The sequence below is a fragment of the Exiguobacterium sp. s43 genome (genome assembly GCF_018617255.1).
Taxonomy (GTDB): Bacteria; Bacillota; Bacilli; order Exiguobacteriales; family Exiguobacteriaceae; genus Exiguobacterium; species Exiguobacterium profundum.
In genome coordinates this window covers 339,719-358,502 of sequence record NZ_JACSJT010000001.1, presented here as the reverse complement: position 1 = coordinate 358,502, position 18,784 = coordinate 339,719, and the positions used below count along the sequence as shown (strand labels likewise).

At 49.2% G+C, this 18,784-nt stretch carries 17 protein-coding genes; 1 reads left to right on the top strand and 16 read right to left on the bottom strand.

Features of this window, described 5'->3' with window-relative positions; translation table 11 throughout:
- Positions 1-6 precede the first annotated feature (6 nt).
- From KNO79_RS01965 to KNO79_RS01925, 9 genes are all read right to left on the bottom strand, one after another.
- Positions 7-792, bottom strand: a complete 786-nt coding sequence (locus KNO79_RS01965; protein ID WP_074035881.1) for a carbohydrate ABC transporter permease — start codon at positions 790-792, stop codon at positions 7-9.
- A gap of 12 nt (positions 793-804) precedes the next feature.
- Complete coding sequence (locus KNO79_RS01960) at positions 805-1,758, bottom strand: carbohydrate ABC transporter permease (RefSeq protein WP_214690482.1); 954 nt, start codon at positions 1,756-1,758, stop codon at positions 805-807.
- Positions 1,759-1,825: 67 nt separating this feature from the next.
- The gene (locus KNO79_RS01955) at positions 1,826-3,127 is read right to left on the bottom strand and encodes an ABC transporter substrate-binding protein (protein ID WP_251125263.1); all 1,302 of its coding nucleotides are present in this window, start codon (positions 3,125-3,127) and stop codon (positions 1,826-1,828) included.
- Positions 3,128-3,151: 24 nt separating this feature from the next.
- Positions 3,152-3,598, bottom strand: coding sequence for a hypothetical protein (locus KNO79_RS01950; RefSeq protein WP_214690480.1), 447 nt, complete (start codon positions 3,596-3,598; stop codon positions 3,152-3,154).
- 166 nt (positions 3,599-3,764) lie between these two features.
- A complete protein-coding gene (locus KNO79_RS01945; protein ID WP_214690479.1) occupies positions 3,765-4,916 on the bottom strand; it encodes an ROK family transcriptional regulator in 1,152 nt (383 codons plus the stop codon).
- A 220-nt stretch (positions 4,917-5,136) separates the two neighbouring features.
- Positions 5,137-5,904, bottom strand: coding sequence for a tyrosine-protein phosphatase (locus KNO79_RS01940; RefSeq protein WP_214690478.1), 768 nt, complete (start codon positions 5,902-5,904; stop codon positions 5,137-5,139).
- A gap of 6 nt (positions 5,905-5,910) precedes the next feature.
- On the bottom strand, positions 5,911-7,116 hold the full coding sequence (locus tag KNO79_RS01935) for an alpha-amylase family glycosyl hydrolase (RefSeq protein ID WP_214690477.1): 1,206 nt from the start codon (positions 7,114-7,116) through the stop codon (positions 5,911-5,913).
- A gap of 88 nt (positions 7,117-7,204) precedes the next feature.
- Positions 7,205-8,128 (bottom strand): LCP family glycopolymer transferase, encoded by a 924-nt coding sequence (locus KNO79_RS01930; RefSeq protein WP_196431219.1) that lies wholly within the window; start codon positions 8,126-8,128, stop codon positions 7,205-7,207.
- A gap of 101 nt (positions 8,129-8,229) precedes the next feature.
- Entirely contained in the window at positions 8,230-9,075 is an 846-nt protein-coding gene (locus KNO79_RS01925; RefSeq protein ID WP_214690476.1) for a YihY/virulence factor BrkB family protein, read from the bottom strand.
- Positions 9,076-9,201: 126 nt separating this feature from the next.
- On the opposite strand from KNO79_RS01925, the gene gnd reads away from it, so the two are divergent.
- Positions 9,202-10,086 carry a phosphogluconate dehydrogenase (NAD(+)-dependent, decarboxylating) gene (gnd, locus tag KNO79_RS01920; RefSeq protein ID WP_214690475.1) on the top strand — a complete coding sequence of 295 codons (885 nt, stop codon included), beginning with the start codon at positions 9,202-9,204 and terminating at the stop codon, positions 10,084-10,086.
- Positions 10,087-10,123: 37 nt separating this feature from the next.
- On the opposite strand, the gene KNO79_RS01915 is transcribed toward gnd, so the two are convergent.
- From KNO79_RS01915 to KNO79_RS01885, 7 genes are all read right to left on the bottom strand, one after another.
- Positions 10,124-10,738: a flavodoxin family protein gene (locus tag KNO79_RS01915; protein WP_074035867.1), complete on the bottom strand. Its 615-nt coding sequence runs from the start codon at positions 10,736-10,738 to the stop codon at positions 10,124-10,126.
- 106 nt (positions 10,739-10,844) lie between these two features.
- Entirely contained in the window at positions 10,845-11,861 is a 1,017-nt protein-coding gene (gene galE / locus KNO79_RS01910; RefSeq protein WP_214690474.1) for a UDP-glucose 4-epimerase GalE, read from the bottom strand.
- Positions 11,862-11,902: 41 nt separating this feature from the next.
- Positions 11,903-13,363, bottom strand: coding sequence for an exopolysaccharide Pel transporter PelG (gene pelG / locus KNO79_RS01905; protein ID WP_214690473.1), 1,461 nt, complete (start codon positions 13,361-13,363; stop codon positions 11,903-11,905).
- The gene (gene pelF / locus KNO79_RS01900) at positions 13,344-14,762 is read right to left on the bottom strand and encodes a GT4 family glycosyltransferase PelF (protein WP_214690472.1); all 1,419 of its coding nucleotides are present in this window, start codon (positions 14,760-14,762) and stop codon (positions 13,344-13,346) included. Before pelF ends, pelG begins: the two co-directional genes overlap by 20 nt.
- Positions 14,759-16,600, bottom strand: coding sequence for a DUF2194 domain-containing protein (locus tag KNO79_RS01895; RefSeq protein ID WP_214690471.1), 1,842 nt, complete (start codon positions 16,598-16,600; stop codon positions 14,759-14,761). Before KNO79_RS01895 ends, pelF begins: the two co-directional genes overlap by 4 nt.
- On the bottom strand, positions 16,597-17,511 hold the full coding sequence (locus KNO79_RS01890) for a hypothetical protein (RefSeq protein WP_214685964.1): 915 nt from the start codon (positions 17,509-17,511) through the stop codon (positions 16,597-16,599). Before KNO79_RS01890 ends, KNO79_RS01895 begins: the two co-directional genes overlap by 4 nt.
- A complete protein-coding gene (locus KNO79_RS01885) occupies positions 17,508-18,734 on the bottom strand; it encodes a hypothetical protein (protein ID WP_214690470.1) in 1,227 nt (408 codons plus the stop codon). The genes KNO79_RS01890 and KNO79_RS01885 overlap by 4 nt, the downstream gene beginning before the upstream one ends.
- Between the last annotated feature and the right edge of the window lie 50 nt (positions 18,735-18,784).

Sequence of the window (18,784 nt, the reverse complement as noted above, 5' to 3'; positions counted from 1 at the left end):
AATCGATTATTTGACCGCTCCTGAAGTCATGCCTTTTTGTAAGAAGCGTTGGAAAAAGATATAAAACACCATCGTCGGCAAGCTGATCAAGACGAGCGAGGCGTATAATTTACCAGGGTCTCCGCCGAGCGCTTCCGTGAAGAAGGTCGGTGCCATCGTTACTGTCTGTTTGGCCGGGTCTGTCATGAACGTAAGTACCATCAAGTATTCGTTCCATGAGTTGAGAAACGCGTAAATCGTCGCTGTTGCGAGTGCCGGCTTGGCGAGTGGCATCATGACTTTATAGAAGATTTGAAACGTCGACGCCCCGTCGATATGCGCTGCTTCCATCAATTCGTTTGGCAGCTCGTCGAAGTAACTCTTGATGAGCATGAGTCCGAACGGAAGGAAGAAGGCGATTTCGGCACCAATCAATCCCCAATAGCTATTGAGCCCGTCAAGTGTGCGCAACGTGAAGAAGAGTGGCACGATGAGCGAGGCGACCGGTAACATCAATCCCGCCAGAACGAGATTAAATAAAAGGCGCTTCCCGGCGAACTGGAGCTTCGAGAAACCGAACGCCGCAAATGCAAGAAATGAGATGGAAATCAAGATCATGAAGAAGGCGACGATGAAGCTGTTAAAGACGAATTGTGGGAAGTTCGGATTTTGTAGCGTCGCGATGTAGTTGTTGAAGCCATTGACACGTAAGCTTTCCTTGAACATGACGAAGATCGGGAACAACCAGAGGATTGCCATGAGTGACAGACCGATATTGGTGAACCATCTTCCTTTCTTTGTTTGCAGTTCCATCTGTTCTCCCCCTTAGTCCATTTTCTTCTGTACACGCATCTGGAAGTACGTGATGCCGAGTGCAATCGCAAGCAAGATGACGGCGACAGCGCTGGCATAGCCGACCTCTTGATGCAACATCGATTTACGGAACAGGTATGTCGAGATGACCTCGGTCGAGTTACCTGGTCCTCCTTGTGTCGAGATCCAGACGATGTCGAACGTCTTTAGACCACCGATGACCCCGAGGATCGTCAGTGTGAACGTCGTCCCTTTCAAGTTCGGGAAGACGACACTCCAAAGCGTACGCCAAAATCCTGCCCCGTCGATATTAGCCGCCTCGAACACTTCCCGTTCGATTGCGAGCATCGCCATGTAATACATGATCATGGACGAGCCTGTCCATTGGAAGATGTTAATCAGAATGATAGCGTAGAGCGCAACGTCTTGGTCGCCGAGCCAGTTCTGTTCAAACGCACCAAGACCAATCATGCGAAGGAATTCGTTGATATATCCGAACTGGAAGTCAAAAATTTGCGTGAACGCCGCCCCGAGGACGACCGGGCTCAAGACGACCGGGAAGAAGAACACCGATTTGAAGAACGTCCGCCCCATGCCTTTCGTGTGAAGCAAATAGGCCAATACGAGCCCGAGACCCGCCTGAATCGTGACCGTCAAGACAGTGAAGATCCCCGTGTTTTTGAGCGCATTATAAAATTCTGGGTCTTTGAACATCCGGCCGAAGTTTTCAAAACCGATATACACTTTCTCAAACGAGATTCCGTCCCATGAAAAGAGTGAGTGATAGGCGTTGTAGAAGATTCCGTAATAGATGAAAGCGATGACGAACAGGACGGTCGGAGCGACGAACGCCCAGCCGATCAAGTTCTGCTTCATCCGCTCTTTCTTACGAATCGGATTCGGTGCGCTCGGTGGTACCGATGTGAGCTTCGGCTTGGACTTGGTCAAATCGGTTGCTTGTTGCATAAGGTTCCCTCACTTTCAGATTCAAAAAATCGAGCGCCAGTGAGTCTGGCTACTGGCGCTCGTTTGATTATTTACCTTGGTCCGCAATCGCCTGGATGCGTGCGAGTGCTTCTTTCGCATCTTGTCCGGCAGCGATGTTTTGAAGTTCTTTTCCGAGTGCGTCGTAGACTTTCGGGTCACGGATTCCGCGTCCTGCGACAGCGTTCTTCACCGTTTCGTTCAAGATTTTGTACGACTCACGTTCAACATCATTGGTGAACTTGTCTTCGTATGCTACTTCGATGTCTTTAATGGCTGGTGCCATCTCAAACTTCTCCATGTATAGCGCCTGTCCTTCACCTTGCGTCATGTAGGCGATGAAGGCAGCCGCACCTTCTTGTTGTTTCGATTCTTTGTTGACACCTAGTGCCATGTCGATTGATGCGATGACCGGTTGTTCTGTGCCACCTGCAAGGTTTGGCATTGGAACGAAACCAATCTCGTCTTCGAAGTTGTTCCACTTGTCACGCTTCTCGACCGTCGTCATCGAGTGGGCTTCCCATGAACCAATGATCCACATCGTTGCTTTCTTGTCGAAGAAGTTGTTCATGCCGTCCATGTATGTCGCAAGACCCAAAGCGCCTTCTTGAAACACTTTGTCCTCGTACAGTTGTTGCCAAAGTTCAGCCGTCTCGACCATCTCTTTATCCGTCCACTTCGCGTCACCCGCTAGCACTTCTTGGATGTAACCCGGTGCGACCTGGTGGCTCAATACGTTGAAAACGTCAACGCCAACCCACGCGTCCTTCGCGCCTAGTTGCATCGGGATGACCTTGTCGCCAGATGCGTTGATTTTGTCAATCGCCGCAACCGTCTCATCATAAGTTTTCGGAGGTGTCACGCCATATTTGTCGAGGAGTGTTTTGTTGTACATGAGGTATGCCTGTCCTGTGAATCCGACCGGTACCGCATACTGTTCACCGTCGACTGTTGTCTGTTCGACACCAAGTTCGATTAATTTATCTTTCCATCCTTCTCCGGCCGCTTTATCCATATAGTCTTTCGCTGGTACAAGGCGATCCTTGTATTGCGGAATCATCGGTTCTTTGAGACCAATGACGTCCGGACCATCTCCACCAAGCATCGCGACTTGAAGCTGTTGCTCGTAGTCTTCGAGGCGTTTAAACTTGACCACATAATCATCTTGCGATTCGTTGAACGCCTTCGCCATTTCTTCCCCGACTTCAGGTTGTGGCGCCCACCCCCACCATGTGATGACGGGTTTGCCGTCTTCCGTTGTCGCCGCCGCTTGTTCGTCATCGCCGCAGGCAGCGAGTAAAGATGAGAGCATTAAGACAGATGATGCGAGTGCAATCGTCGTTTTTTTCATGTTCATTCTCCTTTGAATGTGTTGTCACGCCACAATCCGATGGCATAACTCCCGAATAAGATGGTCTGACATCGGGCGATCCCCGAGCCATGTTAATGTGTACGCTATCAGTTCCAAATCGAGCTTCGGTCCGTCTATGTATGGGCCGACGACGTAGAGGTCCGCCCCGAACGGCAATGCGTCCTGTTCTTTCAAGCGCCATAGCAAAAGTTCAAACAGGCCGTCCATGTCCTCGAACGACACGTCATGCGAGAGCGTCGATGCTCGGAACAATCGGATATCACGCGTCTCATCGTCATAAAGACGGAAGATACCATCGCGTCTAGAGCGCGTAATGATGATGCTCGTCTCATCCCCCGTTAGCGCTTCCATTTCATCGAAGGCAAAGTCCTTTCGTGCGAACATCCTAGTCGCCCCGTAGCGACCGAAGATTGTGTGAAACTGATCTTTCAATGGTGTCTCTTTTTGCATCGCTACCCCTCCAAACGTGTCGTTGAGAGTGTCACCCCTTACTTAGTAAATTAAATTTATTATCTAACTACACATAGACTATAGCATGCCCTCATTTATATTGTAAACGCTTTCTTATAAAGAAATTAAAAATCGCCTTTCCCTAATAGAACGGCGATTCATGGTTTCATTGGATTTCACCGAACATCTCGTTCGTGATAAGCGCTGCGGCTCCGAGCGCCCCTTGGCTGGCGTTCCACGAGACGACACGGATATCGGTCTGTCGGGCGTCAAGGGTGAGCGCCGTTTGGGCGACACGCTCCTGAATGTTCGTGACGACGTCTGGCGCATAGTTGAATAGCGGACCTCCGAGAAGAATACGTCCCGGGTTCAAAAGGTGGATCATGTTGAGCGTGGCAATACCGATATATTCGCCGGCCCGTTCGTATAGTTTTCGTACATCTTGATTCAAATGGACAGCGTCACGAAGATCATCAAGTGTCAGTTCATGCGAGAGCTGACGAGCTTCATTCAATATGGCACGTTCCCCGGCGACTGCCTCTAGGCAACCACGATTACCGCACGAACAGATTGGTCCGTCGAGCATGATGCGCATGTGTCCAATCTCCCCAGCAATATGATGCTCACCGTCAATCAATTCGCCCGCGTGGACATAGGCTCCCCCAATTCCATAACCGGCATACACGTAGAAGAATTCCTCGATACCAATCGCTTCCCCGAAGTACAATTCACCAAGGGCGAGTGTCCGCACATCGTTCTCAACGAATACGTGCTGCTCGAGGCGTTTCTCTAGTTCGCGCTTGAGAGGGATATCATGCAAGTGAAAACGTGGGGCAAATAAGACAATCCCTTCACCCGCCTCGACCATTCCGTGCACAGAAACACCAAGTCCAATGACATTCCCTATAGCTCGTTTGTTCAATATGGTGTAGAGAGCGACAATCGCGTCGATGAACTCCTCGTTCGTGTCAAACCGTTCGTCGTGCCATGCTTCGTCAAGTAACTCTCCATGGATGTTTGTGACGACGCCATGCAGTTTTCGCTGTGTCGCATCGATTCCGATGACAAAACGGTCGCTCGCAGCAAGTTCGAGCATGATCGGGCGACGTCCGCCGCTTGAGACCCCAAGCTCGCGCTCACTGATTAATCCCTCTTCCTTCAATTCGTTAACAATGTTCGAAATAGTCGGTTTCGTCAAACTTGTCTTCTTAGCAAGTTCAACCCGTGATACCGGCTGATGAAGCCGAATCAATCTAAGAATCAGTGCACGATTGTATGTCCTCATCCATTTAGAGTTACGTGGCGTTGTGTTCCCCATGACCATTCCACCTATTCCTATCTTTTTCTTTCAGTATAGCACTTGTTAAATCCGTAATTAGTTGCGCTTTCATTTTTACGACCATCTATTTTTGATTTTTTATTTTCCACATGCTAAATCAAGTTCAATATAAAAAACGATTTATGCATCGGTTGATTCCATGCATAAATCGTAAAAACACCTACACTGTTGTTCATAATCAATATATTTAACTTCTACTTCACCACTTCCAACGTCCTCGCCAGTTTTTCTCAGGTAAACGTGGAGGATTCACCGAAATCGGTTCATCCGCTAACATCTCCTCCGTAAAGTGGAGGTGCTGTTGCCACATCTCTTCCCCTAATTCGTTGATGACTTCCTGTCTCGCTGCTAACCAATTGAAATCACGATGTTCCACGTTATGGGCATCGGAGGCGACGATGTGACTCAGCCCGTTACTGATGAACGTGAGTGCGAGTTCCCGCATCTGTCTCCCGAACTGTCCTGTCAAACTGCTTGTTGTCACTTGGGACAACGCACCCGATGATACGAGATGATGCAATTTTTCTGGATGGAGTGCAAACTCACGATTCCGCTCCGGATGCGCGATGACCGGAACGTATCCAGCCGCCTGTAGTTGAAAGAATAAGGACTCCGTATAAGCTGGTAGACTTTGACTCGGCAGTTCCACGAGGACATATCGTGACCCAGCGAGCGAATGTGCCTCTCCGGACTCCAACGCTTCGACCATTTCTCCAAAAATTCGAATCTCTTGTCCAACATACAAGGTCAAGGGGATCTGTTCATCATCGAGTCGTTTTTGTAGATGCGCGACTTCTTGCGTGATGTCATGATGCTGCGTCTCAAAGTACGGATGATACGCGTGTGGTGTCACGACAATCGATGTCACCCCCTCTTCCACCGCACGTTTCGCGAGTTGAAGGGATGCTTCCATTGTACGTGGTCCGTCATCTACTTCAGGCAACAAATGACAATGTACATCAATCATGAGTGTTCACTCTCCATTGTGTGATTGTTTTAGCCAAACGTATTCATACGGGCGAAGCGTTACATTTGTCATCCATTCTTCTGTAAAGAGACTCGTCCCTTCACAATCCGTCTGCACCGTCTCTTCACTCATATTCGTCAATAACAGTAGGGTCTCCTCTTGATGCGTTCGCTTAACAGCGAAAACGCGCCGATCGAGATTTAGGACCTCTTGACCAATGTAAGGGGACAAGGCAGGGTGGAGTCGTTTCACATTCAATTGGCTCAATATCCCTTCATAAACACGAAGTCGATCCGGATCGCGTTTCAATGCTCGGACGAGATCTTCCTGTTCAACCGGTTGCGACACCCCAAATAAAGTTCGATAATCAATCAACGGAATCCCTTGAAGCGACAACAATACACTGTGGGCTGCGAGAATCACATCTGGGTTAGTGTCCATCAGATTTTTCTCAAACGGATCACGTTCCGCTGAAGATAGGAAATTGAAATATGTTTGATTGGCTCTCAGTGAATGAACTTGTCTCGCCCAATCGGTCAATCGTGTCACATTGGCCTGCGCAAACGCTAAAATGACATGACTGGATAAGTCGAAATGACAGACGACGTCCGCCTCTTCCTCAAAGTTTAGGACTGAATCGACACGTTCATTGGCAACGATGAGCTGTGCATTCGGCTTATACGTATGCATAATCGTACGCCACAGTTTGAGGATGTGTTTGACTCGTTCCGGTTCTATTCCGCGAAACGACTCGACATGGACATGGATTTTCGTCGCTCCATACGCCAGACGTTCAATCAGTTCATCTGTTACGGTGACAAGGTCGAGTTGTGACTCATTCCATGCTTCAGGCGTCATCTCGTAAATCAAATCGAACTCATCGGTGAAACGTCCTAAGTCTTCGAACAATTGCACCCGCGAGTCGATGGCTGTGTCCTGTTGTTTCGTTTGATACGGAAACAGGGAGACGAGATAGAGATCACTCACCGTCGTTTGGACATGATCGGCTAACCATTGATGGAGAGCCTCGAGGTTCGCTCGTCCGTCAGTCAGGATAAAACCGGCATCCACCAACAAGACGTTTGTTTTTTCAGAAGGGCGTTCATGGTCGTGCCAACGATGATCCGACCACTTCTCAAACAACCGTTCCCACTTTTCTTGCGAGGTCTCCCCGAGTTCGTGGAGTACCTCTTCAATCGTTTCCCATTTCATGACTCATCCCTCCTTGGCATCTCTTTATTTCTCCCACTTTCCGTTTCATTTGAAACACAAAAAAACTGTCCGACTTGGGTCAGACAGTTTACTCCATCAATCGTTTCAACTCTTCCTGAACGCCATTCAACGAAGAAGATTCCGGATTCCAATAATAGATGCCGTCCCCCTCTAATCCGCCCGCACCCTCAAGCCGTAAGACACTCGCGTTGCGGAACGCGTTCATATAGTCCGTCGACAAAGAGACGAATTCATTGAGCTCGATATTCGTCTTCGCCTGATCGCCGACCACCTCGAGTAACGCGGTGACCTTGTCGAGTGAGAAGTCCGTCCGTCCTTTTTCGATGATGGCGGCGACGACATCACGCTGACGTTCTTGACGTCCGAAGTCACCGTTTGGATCGTTATAGCGCATCCGGGTGTAATCGAGTGCCGCTTCTCCGTCTAACGTCACCTCACCAACGGGAAACGTGTAATCTTCTGTCGAGAACGCAAATTTATTCATGACGGTAATGCCTCCGAGTGCATCCACGACGTCGCTGAATGCCTCCATATCCGTTTCGATGACATAATCGATTGGGATGTCGAGGAAATTCTCGACCGTATTCATTGCCATTTCGGCCCCACCGAACGCATAGGCATGATTGATCTTATCACGTGTCCCTTTCCCGACGATTTCAGTCTTTGTATCCCGGGGAATCGAGAGCATCGCTCCTTCATCAAGTTCCGGATTGAGTGTCAGCACGATGATTGAGTCACTCCGTCCCTGTTCGGTCCCGCGTCGGTCAATCCCAAGCAAGAGAATGGAAACAGACTCTTTGCGTTCAATGGTCTCGACCTGCTTGCGCTCTTTGCTGATTTTCAAGTTGTCATTCACTTGTGCGACGGTGTCATCGACTTCTTTTACCATTGACCAGACGAACGCGCCACCCGTGATGAGCACCAAGGCCATGACGCCTGCTACAACCCCTAGTACGATTTTCCACTTTGATGGCTTACGATGTTTCGCCATGCGACCACACCTTCTTCCGTGAAATAGTACTAGTTTATTCCCATGCCACGGGTTGTTTTAAAGCATGTTCACAAAGAATAATCACGATATCCCTTTTTTTGTTACGGGAAATGGGTCCGGGTCGGTTGGCGGGTCATATGGTAGGGCCATGCCGCATTGATTTCTGCCCCAATCAGCATCGTTGCTGCCGTCAGATAGAGCCAAATTTGTAGTAGAATCACCGCACCGATCGTGCCATATGTGTCCCCTAGAATCGAGAAGCGTTCGACATAGACACTGTATCCGGTCGACAGCAATTGCCACGAGATGACCGCAAACACGGCTCCAGGAAGTGTTTCGATGAACCGTACTCGCTGTTGTGGCGCGATTTTATAAAAGAGTGAGAACGCCATGATCAAGATGAGCGTCGAGACCGTATAGCGCGTCAGAGTCGACAAGCGGTCGAATTCTTCGACTTTTGGATAGAGGGCATAAATCAATTCGACAAATTCTTGACCGAATAGATGAAACACAATCAAGATGACCGCCCCGATGCTCCCTGCTAAAATCACGAGCAACCCGATCAACCGTCGGAAGATATAGCCGCGCGCTTCCGTCTCCCCATATGCGAACACTGTCAGCTTGACGAGTCGTGCCGTCCCGTTCGAGGCCGACCAAAACGCGATGATGGCACTGACTGATAACAGTCCACCGTTCAAATTTCCGCTCACGTCATAGACGATAGATAACAGTTCACGCACACTTGCCCCTGGAATGAGTGTCTCAATCTGTTCGATGAGAAGCGCATCATCGATTTGAAACCATGCCATCACGGCGAAGAGGACAAAAAACGTCGGAAAGATGGCTAAAAACCAAAAAAACGCCAATGTGGCACTGTAGTCATTAATATGATGGTCTTTGAATCGATGCCTGACGTCTACGGCCAGTCGAAATACATTTCCAAACATCGCCACCCTCCTCTCATCACTGTTGCACTTATATCATTCTACATCTCGGGCAAGCTGTCCTTTTGAGCAATCGTTATTTCGGGTATGCCCTATAGAGGACTAAATCTTACAAATGGGGTGGAACGAATGGAAATCGGTATGATTGGACTTGGTAAAATGGGCCTCAATTTGGCTCTGAATTTGACAGACAATGGGCATCGTGTCGTCGGGTATGACCCGGGAAACGTATCGACGAGTCAATTTGAGACGAAAGCCTCTTTGCAGGAAGTCGTTTCCGCGCTTCAGGTCCCTCGCGTCGTCTGGGTGATGGTGCCGGCGGGTGACGTGACCGAACACGTCTTGAACGACTTGCACAATCTTCTCTCGCCAGGCGACATCGTCATCGACGGAGGGAACTCGAACTATAAGGAATCGATGCGGCGTGCCGACCATTTCAAAGAAAAACTGATTTATTTCTTCGACGTCGGGACGAGTGGTGGGATGGAAGGTGCCCGTCACGGAGCGTGTACGATGATCGGAGGCGACTTGGAGGCGTTCGGAAAGATCGAGCAACTTTTCCAAGACGTCTCTACCGACCACGGTTATCTGTATGCGGGATCGAGTGGGAGTGGTCACTTTTTGAAGATGGTGCATAACGGGATTGAGTATGGGATGATGCAGGCGATTGCCGAAGGCTTTGAAGTGCTCGAGAAGAGTCCGTTCGACTATGAATATGAAGATGTCGCACGCGTTTGGAATCACGGGTCGGTCATTCGCTCATGGCTCATGGAACTGACGGAGAGTGCCTTCTCGAAAGATGCGAAGCTCGACGACATTCGCGGGGTCATGCATGCATCCGGTGAAGGCAAATGGACGGTCGAGACGGCACTCGAGTACGACGTCCCGACACCGGTCATCGCGCTCTCCCTCATGATGCGCCAACGTTCGCTTCAAGACGATACGTTCTCGGGCAAGGTCGTCGCGGCATTACGGAACGAGTTCGGTGGGCATGCGGTGGAGAAGAAAGAATAAACCATAAAGGTCTCGACCGATTGGTCGAGACCTTTACTCATTCCATCGTATTCCCTTCTGCCGGAATTGGATGGTTTTTAAGCATTCTCGCAAAATGGACGAGATTATATGCCATCGTCTTTCCGTGAGACTTCGTGAATTCATTTTCTCGTCCAGCATCAAGATATGAGTCACCCGGTCCTGCTTCTCCTACCCAGTACGTGTCGACATTCGGCGGCACGGTGAAACCAATGTGGGACAATCCATATAGAATCGAAGCACAGGCGTGTTTCGCCCCATCCTCATTCCCCGTGACGACGACTCCACCGACCTTGTTGTAGTAAATCGCCTGTCCTGATTTGTTCGTCAGTCCGCTACCGCCATATAGCCGTTCGATCACTTGGGTGGCGACGCTACTCTTCTCCCCGAGCCAGAGTGGTGTCCCAATCACGACAATATTCGCGGCCTTCACTTTCTCAAAAATCTGAGGCCACTCGTCCCCATCTCCTTCATCTTCCGTCACACCGAACTTGACGTTGTAATCAACAATCCGAACAATCTCGGATTCGACGTCGAGCGCATCGAAGTGCGGGATGATGTCACGAATCAATCCTTCCGTATGGGACGTTGTGTCGCCACCTTTTAGCGAACAGTTCAAAAACAAAGCTTTCATCCGATCCCTCCTAAGTAAATGACGTTCCATTAGGTGTTCCCGTTCGCTATCCTTTCTAATACAAAAAGAGACGGCCATCGTGTGATGACCGCCTACTTCATAGGATTTATTCACTGTACCCTTTCGGATTATTCGATTGCCAACGCCAAGCGTCCCGACACATCGCTTCAATGTCATGTCGCACTTCCCAGCCAAGAATGGCCTTAGACTTTTGCGGGTCGGCAAATATCGCCGCGACGTCTCCGTCTCGTTTATCCGTGATTTGATAAGGAATCGTCTGTCCGCTCTCCTGTTGGAACGTTTGAAGCAAATCAAGGACGCTGTATCCTTTCCCTGTCCCGAGGTTGAACGCCTCCACCCCTTCATATTTCCCCACATACTCCAACGCCTTCAAATGACCAAGCGCCAAATCTACGACATGGATATAGTCGCGCACGCCTGTCCCGTCATGCGTCGGATAGTCATCCCCGAACACTTGAAGCTCTTTTAGACGCCCGGCCGCGACTTGTGTGATGTATGGCATCAAGTTGTTTGGGACATCGAACGGATCTTCGCCGATCGTCCCGGAGTCGTGCGCGCCAATCGGATTGAAATAGCGAAGAATCGCAATCGACCAAGAAGAATCAGCTGTATAAAGGTCGCGCAATATCTCTTCGATCATCAGTTTCGTTCGTCCATATGGATTGGTCGCACTGAGCGGGAACGATTCATCGACCGGAGATGTGGTTGGGATTCCGTAAACGGTCGCCGATGAACTGAAGACGATACGTTTTATCCCAAATTGATTCATCATCCTTAACAAGACGAGCGTCCCAGCTACGTTGTTGTCATAGTAGTGAAGTGGTTGGCTGACGGATTCGCCGACTGCCTTTAGACCCGCGAAGTGAACGACCGCATGAATCGAGTGCGTGGAGAAGATTTCATCAAGCAATTCCTGATCTCGAATGTCGCCCACGTATAAGGTGACCGTCTTTCCAGTCAGGATGTCGATTCGCTGAATCGCCTCTTGTCGGCTATTGGACAAGTTGTCCAAAATAACGACTTCGTATCCTTCCTCGAGCAATTGAACCGTCGTGTGTGTCCCGATATATCCCGCGCCACCTGTCACAAAAATTGTTTTCATGTGCTTCACCCCATTTTCTAAAAGTTCATCTGCTGCGATTGTTAAGCCGAGCGATCATTGAGCCAGTCCCCGACACGACGGAATGTATCCGTACGCGGAGGTGTTTCGCTTCGGCTAAACGTATGATAATCAATCTCGGATACATATCGAATCAAGCGAATGAGTGAGAACGCGAACGCAATCGTGCAACCAATCGCAAAACTAAGACCGTAACTGTCTGGTCCAAGTGGTAATAACAAGAACGTCAACCCTGCATTCATCGTGATGAAGAGTGCCGATGTATACGCCGCTCCCCGATGGTCTTCAAAATAGAGCAGGACGAGTGTGAGAACGAGCACCATGGCGTTTGAAAAGGCACCAATCGTCGTCATTTGAAAGACGTCCCGAATCTCAGGTGACAGACCTAGTAGCGGGAACAAGACGACCGCGAACAGAATAAAGAGAAGCGACACGAGCCCTTGATTTCGGAACAGTCGTTGCAACTCTTGTCGTAAGACGAGGAGCATGGCCGCTTTCGAACGTTGAATCTGTTGGTACGTCCCACCTTCGTTCACGTATCCATAAAACACGCGATACCGCTCATAAAAACGCGTCTCGACTGACACAACGAATATCGTCATCGTCGGAATAATCGTCAAATAAGAGAGGAAGATAGCTGTGTCATAGATTGGATGATAGCGGAATGTGTCGAGGTGGACACTCCCTCCTTCCGCGAACCAGATGATCCATGTGCCGACCCAGATCCCGATGTTATAGAGAAAACTGGTCCAAAAGAGTGCCGGATAGCGGTCAAAATAGCGATAGAACGAGAACTGACCGACCGTACTCCGGTTTGGGAACGTAAGGAGCATCGATGTGAACAAGCCGAACAACGTGACGACAAGACCGAGTGTCATACTCGCTGTCAACGCGAAGCTCTTCATGTAGGACTCCGTCAAATATTGCATCAAGAACTGGTCCGTGATGAGGACCGCGGCGACTGAGACGATGCCACCGGCCACAAAGCTATAGGCTACCGCCTGATAGAACTTGGCCGCACTTAGGAACAAGAAATGTACCCAAATGAGGTTGACCGTCATGAATAGGACGAATGCCAACGCGTTCAATAAAGCAGGGAGTTCAGAGAACATAAGGAAGATAGCGAACAACAGCGACGCGATGGCGACCGTCGTCTTCATCATCCCGATGAACGCCGGGAAGATGTCTTCATATCGTTTCTCATAAAAACAATCCGCCAAGTACCTCGTGACGACGAGCTGCTGCACGCCGAGAACGACTTGCGAAAAAATAAAACTGTAAGAGACGATCAAATTGAACGTCGTGCGTTCTTCGAGTGTGGCGATAGATAGATAGCTCGTCAGCCACTGCATGAGGGCAATCGTGACGATGACGATCAGCCATGGTCCTGATGTGACGAGCCCGGCAAATGCATATGCTTTGATTCGTGAAGAGAAGTAGTCTTCTTGAAACAACTGTTGTAACTTAAACCCAATGCCCGCCATATACCGCTCTCCTCTCTTCATATAAGTGTAGATATGCATCGATAAACTGATCGGTGCGATAGTACGTCTCGACTCGCTGTTGCCCGTTTCGTCCGAGTCGGCGCGCATCTTCACGATTTTGATGGAACCAGACGCAACGCTCTGCGATTCGCCGTGGATTGACCGGCGGAACGACAAATCCAGCCGGACCGAACGGTTCATCCGGTCGCCCGTTCACGAGTTCCGCACAGGCCCCGACGTCCGTCACAATCCACGGGACACCAGCGGCCATACCTTCTAGTACAGCAAGCGGTTGTCCCTCGGAGATACTCGTCAACAAACACACATCGAATTCGGGAAGGTGTTGTCGAATATCGACTTTTCCGACCATCAAGACGGACTGTTCGAGCTCGAGTTGCCGAATGAGCATCTCGCACTCCGTCGCATACTCCTTATCCTCATCAAGTGGTCCCATAATGGTCAGTTCGAACGGGACGAGCATGTCTTGTAACAGTTTCGCCGCATAAATCATGGTTTTAATATCTTTGATCGGAACGACGCGAACGATGGCACCGATTCGTAGTTTGTCCACTCCCGGCACACGCCCGAGAGCAGACAAGCCCGTCACGTCAATCCCGTTCGGAATGATACTTAATTTCTCAACAGGTGCCCCGAGCTGACGTTGCAACTCGCCGTTTCGTTCAAAGAGTGTGATGACGTCATCTGCCTTTCGGTACGCTTCCCGGGAAATGTGGTGGAAGAACTGAATCCAATGGGAGCGAAACTCAGCCGGAATCCAAGATGCCTGCAACAGTTCTTCTTCCCGTTCACGCGAATAGATGCCGTGTTCAGTCAAAAGAAACGGAATGTTTTGTCGTTCTTTCATCGCACTCGCAATCAGGCCCGCATATCCGGTCGAGGCCGCGTGCACGAGGTCGACCTGAGGTAATCCGGCTTGGAGTAAATCAAGGACAGGCGCATACATACTGCGCCACATCCAAAAGTAATCGATGAATGAACCGGCCTGCCCTTCTTCTTGATAGCTCTCCGTGACGAGCTGATAGAAGAGACGATTCGAGAAGAATTGTTCTGGTGTCCCGATTTGATTTTCAAGAATCGGATAGATGGACGAATCGACTTGACCGAATGTCATCCACGTCTTGATTCGCTCCCGTTCCGCTTCCGATAACGTTTCCGGTCGACGTTTCCGTGTCGCTCGTTGAGTGAGGGCGAGCGTGGTGACGCCTGTGACATTCTTCGGTAACGTATAGCGATAATCTGCCTCTGTCTTCGGATTCGGCATGATTGAGATAATCTCAAACTCATGCATCGGCATCTGTTCCATCAGCATGTGAACCCAGCTCGATACGCCACCGCTCACATATGGATAACTCCCTTCGACAACAATTCCTATTTTCATGGGCGACCCTCCAATATCGGGAGACGAACAGACGTGTCTCTCAATTCAACTTGATACAATGTACCATTCTCATCAAATGGCTTGACTTCACCATAATCGAACCTCCCTGTATCGAGACGTTTCCCAGGTTGCACACGAACGAGTAACGTCGACGAGACAGGCAGTTGTTGGGCATTGATATCGATAGCATCATTCGTGTAAGCCACATCGATTTGCGCATCTTGATAAAGCTTGTATTTCCGATACGCATCATACTGACTCAAGCCCTCGAGATGTGGATATTTGGAGTAGAGTGTCTGGAACAGACCTCCAAACGATTCTTTCATCATCTCCCACCCTCTCCCTTTCGAGCGATAGTCATCTAACACATCATCCGGGTGAATGAAGTGGGAAACGAGTCCGAAGTTGGCGACGGCATCAATGACGACAAATAGATCATCCGGTGTCTCGTTGTATCCGCTCGATACGCGAGGAAAATCATACAAGTTCGGATAGACCGGGTCGGGTCCGAACTCTTGAATGTAACTTCCTTTTGTCGCATCTCCGCTGTAGAGTCCTGCGACAATCAGCCCTTTCGGAAACTTCTCGTTCAACACTTCAAGTCCGGATTGACCGATGATGTTCGATGGTGGCACATAGCTGCGGATCCGCTCATTCGGCAAGTAATAGTCAAACGCCTCAACGACACGGTCAATGGCGGAACGCATATCTTCCTGACTGTCCCATTTTGTATATCCAAGCTCCGGGTCCATCACTTCATCTCCCATGACGAGTGGCTGGTGGTTGAACCCGTGTAGCCCGACTTCCCCATTCGTTTGGAGTAAACCGCGACCATATTCGAGCATCGGTGCCCGAATTTTTTCGATGAGCTGTTCTGTCGTCTCTTCATTCGTCGCTTTATAACTGCCGATCAGGAAACCAGAATAAGTGACGTCGTAGTCAGCACCGATTTGCTTCATGTCTTTCCACCAAATCTCTGAGAAGAACTCTTTGATGGACAAATCATATTCTTTCGTGATGACCGGATTCGAATAATTTGGTACCGGTGCCGGGAAGTCGTCAAGGTGAACGACCTTGATGCCAGCTTGTGGCATGACGAACGCTGGGAACAGCATCGAAAGCGTCTGCACCATCAAGCCGCGTGAGTTCTTATCCGTCAACGACGTCGTATTCCAAAACATCACTTCGCCCTTCCCATAAGGAGACTGCCATAATATTGGTTCGTTTTTGGCAGAAATGAGGACGTCCGCCTCTTCTTTCAGTTTGACGTCAGCAATGCTGTGGACGAATAACCCTGAGTCTTGAGGCAAGTCGACATACCCAGGGAAAATTTCTTGTTCGAAAATCAACCCGTTGACTCCATCTTTAAAGTCCCCAAAATCGTTTACGCCGACCAGGTCTGCCCAGTCTTGATCGATGAATCGTCCGGCAACGTAGAGCCGTCCACCTTTTTCAACGAAGGACCGAATTGCCTCGTACGGCCATGATTTCGTATTTTCCCCGCTGACGACGAGAACGTGTCGTGGAGAAGGCTCAATCGATGCGATGGCCTCTGCTTCGATCGAGGTATAAGACAACTTTGCATAGTCGAGCGCATATTTAAAGTTATTCAAAACAGCTGTCGACAAATCGTCGTCATTCTGATGAATGTAGATTTGAACCGGATCCCCCTCCACCGCTCTCACCTCACCCGCGAGTGTCGTAAAGGATTTCGGCTCATGTGCTTCTTTTGGGATGAGCCGATGACCATAGTCAAGCCGTAAAAACTGGACAACGACAATCATCGCGATGAGTAAAGAGAACAAAGACGCGATATACGTCGTAATCGATTTATTCATATATGGGCACCTTCTAACTGTTGAATGACAAAGCGATAGTCCTCTGGAATGTCTTGCAAACCGAGATGTTGATGCAGGCGGTCGAGGGTCGGACGTAGGGACGTCCAATCGCCGTTCGTCATGTGGTGTTCAATCAACATGACATATCCATCGGGTACATTTGGATGATAAAGGGTGAGCGCCTCAGCCAATCGTTCTCCCGTTTCCAAGTCACCCGAGCGGAACGAGAGGCGGGCTTTCGTGCGTAAGTACGTTTCGTCTGTTTCGTCGTACTCACTCAATTGATCGAGGTGAAATAATATCCGTTGCTGGATGCGCATTTGCATATCATGATCCAAGAGACCGCTATCTAAGAACGAAATTCCGGTTTCAATCACCGGATAAATCGTCTCCGGTCGCTCCGGATTCACTTGTGCGATTCGCTGTTTTAACATCAAATCGTATCGGTCGAACAGTGTGTTTCGGACGGTCGCTGCATAGTGGACCGTTTCCGTATCCTCGTGTTCGAGACCTAAGTGTAAATATTCTTCTGTATTCATGAGCGGTGTCGACATGAGTTGTGTGATCGATTGTTTCCGCTTGTTCCCGTCCATCTGTAAGGCTTCCGTCAATGGGACGAGATCTAAATCTTCTTTCGCCTGTTGCTGCAAGCGTTCTAAGTTGACCGTCTCAAAGTTGATGTACTCATCGTAGTCGAGAAGCGTCTTCGGTGAGGCGAAGCGTCGGGCAATCACATATCCAATCAAACCAAACAGTTCTCCGACAATCGGGATGACGGCACTGACGAGAAATATCGAGAGCCAGACTCCCTTTTCCGTCGCATCGACTTTCGGTCGTACAATCAGTCGATACAAGACGAAAAGGACCGTCGCATGCAGAAGGAAGAAAAGAAGAATCATCCAACCGGTCATAGGCGTTTCCCACCTTTCACATAGAAGACATGCTCAATCCGTTCCTTGAATCGTTCGGCTGATTCAACCGGTGTACCTGGGAGGAGAAAATGAAGGATGCGATCGTCTTCGTCATATCCGATAACGTCAATTTCACGCATCGACTGTCTCAAAATCAATTCCATTTCAATCAATGACAAGTCCACACCCTCTACAGGCAATGTGACCGTACTATACGGTTGACCATATTGCTCATGACGAAGTACTTGTTGGGCCACTTTTTGTTCGAATGCTTCCATACGGAACATGTGCGTCCCGTCGACGAGTTGGTCGCTGACGAGCATCCATTCGAGGGCATCGGCCTTTTCAATGCGCGTTCCCGTCCAATCCAAGACGAGTTTCATCATGTTCATCTCATGACTACGTAAGCGTAAGATATCGATTTCATGGACGACCAAGACTTCCTTCACCGTTCCTTCATAACAAATCGGTGCAACGAGAAGCGGTCCATCTAGCTCATCTGCTAAACGAAGCGTCGGCTTTTTCGATTGGAACATCCGTGCGAAAATTCCCTCCTCCGAATCGATGAAAAGCGTCTGGGGCAAACGTTCTACCTCTCCGGAACGGACATGAAGACGGAGTGTGCGCTGCGATGCATCCACATGATATAAAGCGAGTTGACGAGCACGGAAGACACGCGTGAACGTTCCAATTAAATGATCACGTACTAAAGCGGTCGCATCCTGATCAAGTTGTAGTCCAATCTCATAAATTTTTGAGAGCGTATAAGTCGAGTCGAGCACCCGCTTCCGCATCTCCCCTTGCGACTCTTGTAGTTGTTGTATCGTCTGTTTCAGTTGTTCGTTCTCATCAATCACTTCTTCTTGACGAATGTGGAGCGACTGGTAACGCTCCCGATAAGAAGTACTGAAGACACCCGCACTAAGCGCGACGAAGAAGTGTAGCAAAATCCAAGCCAGTTCATTCGTATCGTAAAGGAATAAGAGCAAGTCTGAGCCTTCCATCAAGAGGAATGAGAAATGGTAGAGACTCGTCAACGCGAAACTGACGAAGGCACCGAGCAAACCATATCGTAAAGAAAACAGGAGGATATAAAAAATTAACGGGTCAATCGCCCAATCTGACAAAGAAAGACTAAATGTATAGTCCAAAATGCCGATAAGTAAAATAGTCACAATCATTTCAATCCATTTGATGGATGTGCGGTGTTGGGTATAAATCATAGTGTCACTCATTCCTTTACGTGGTATTTTAGTAGTAGGACTTTCAATGG

Bases quoted from the DNA above. Each gene is read 5' to 3' on its own strand.
- KNO79_RS01965 (WP_074035881.1), bottom strand. From the start codon at position 792: ATGGAACTGCAAACAAAGAAAGGAAGATGGTTCACCAATATCGGTCTG.
- KNO79_RS01960 (WP_214690482.1), bottom strand. From the start codon at position 1,758: ATGCAACAAGCAACCGATTTGACCAAGTCCAAGCCGAAGCTCACATCG.
- KNO79_RS01955 (WP_251125263.1), bottom strand. From the start codon at position 3,127: ATGAAAAAAACGACGATTGCACTCGCATCATCTGTCTTAATGCTCTCA.
- KNO79_RS01950 (WP_214690480.1), bottom strand. From the start codon at position 3,598: ATGCAAAAAGAGACACCATTGAAAGATCAGTTTCACACAATCTTCGGT.
- KNO79_RS01945 (WP_214690479.1), bottom strand. From the start codon at position 4,916: ATGGGGAACACAACGCCACGTAACTCTAAATGGATGAGGACATACAAT.
- KNO79_RS01940 (WP_214690478.1), bottom strand. From the start codon at position 5,904: ATGATTGATGTACATTGTCATTTGTTGCCTGAAGTAGATGACGGACCA.
- KNO79_RS01935 (WP_214690477.1), bottom strand. From the start codon at position 7,116: ATGAAATGGGAAACGATTGAAGAGGTACTCCACGAACTCGGGGAGACC.
- KNO79_RS01930 (WP_196431219.1), bottom strand. From the start codon at position 8,128: ATGGCGAAACATCGTAAGCCATCAAAGTGGAAAATCGTACTAGGGGTT.
- KNO79_RS01925 (WP_214690476.1), bottom strand. From the start codon at position 9,075: ATGTTTGGAAATGTATTTCGACTGGCCGTAGACGTCAGGCATCGATTC.
- gnd (WP_214690475.1), top strand. From the start codon at position 9,202: ATGGAAATCGGTATGATTGGACTTGGTAAAATGGGCCTCAATTTGGCT.
- KNO79_RS01915 (WP_074035867.1), bottom strand. From the start codon at position 10,738: ATGAAAGCTTTGTTTTTGAACTGTTCGCTAAAAGGTGGCGACACAACG.
- galE (WP_214690474.1), bottom strand. From the start codon at position 11,861: ATGAAAACAATTTTTGTGACAGGTGGCGCGGGATATATCGGGACACAC.
- pelG (WP_214690473.1), bottom strand. From the start codon at position 13,363: ATGGCGGGCATTGGGTTTAAGTTACAACAGTTGTTTCAAGAAGACTAC.
- pelF (WP_214690472.1), bottom strand. From the start codon at position 14,762: ATGAAAATAGGAATTGTTGTCGAAGGGAGTTATCCATATGTGAGCGGT.
- KNO79_RS01895 (WP_214690471.1), bottom strand. From the start codon at position 16,600: ATGAATAAATCGATTACGACGTATATCGCGTCTTTGTTCTCTTTACTC.
- KNO79_RS01890 (WP_214685964.1), bottom strand. From the start codon at position 17,511: ATGACCGGTTGGATGATTCTTCTTTTCTTCCTTCTGCATGCGACGGTC.
- KNO79_RS01885 (WP_214690470.1), bottom strand. From the start codon at position 18,734: ATGATTTATACCCAACACCGCACATCCATCAAATGGATTGAAATGATT.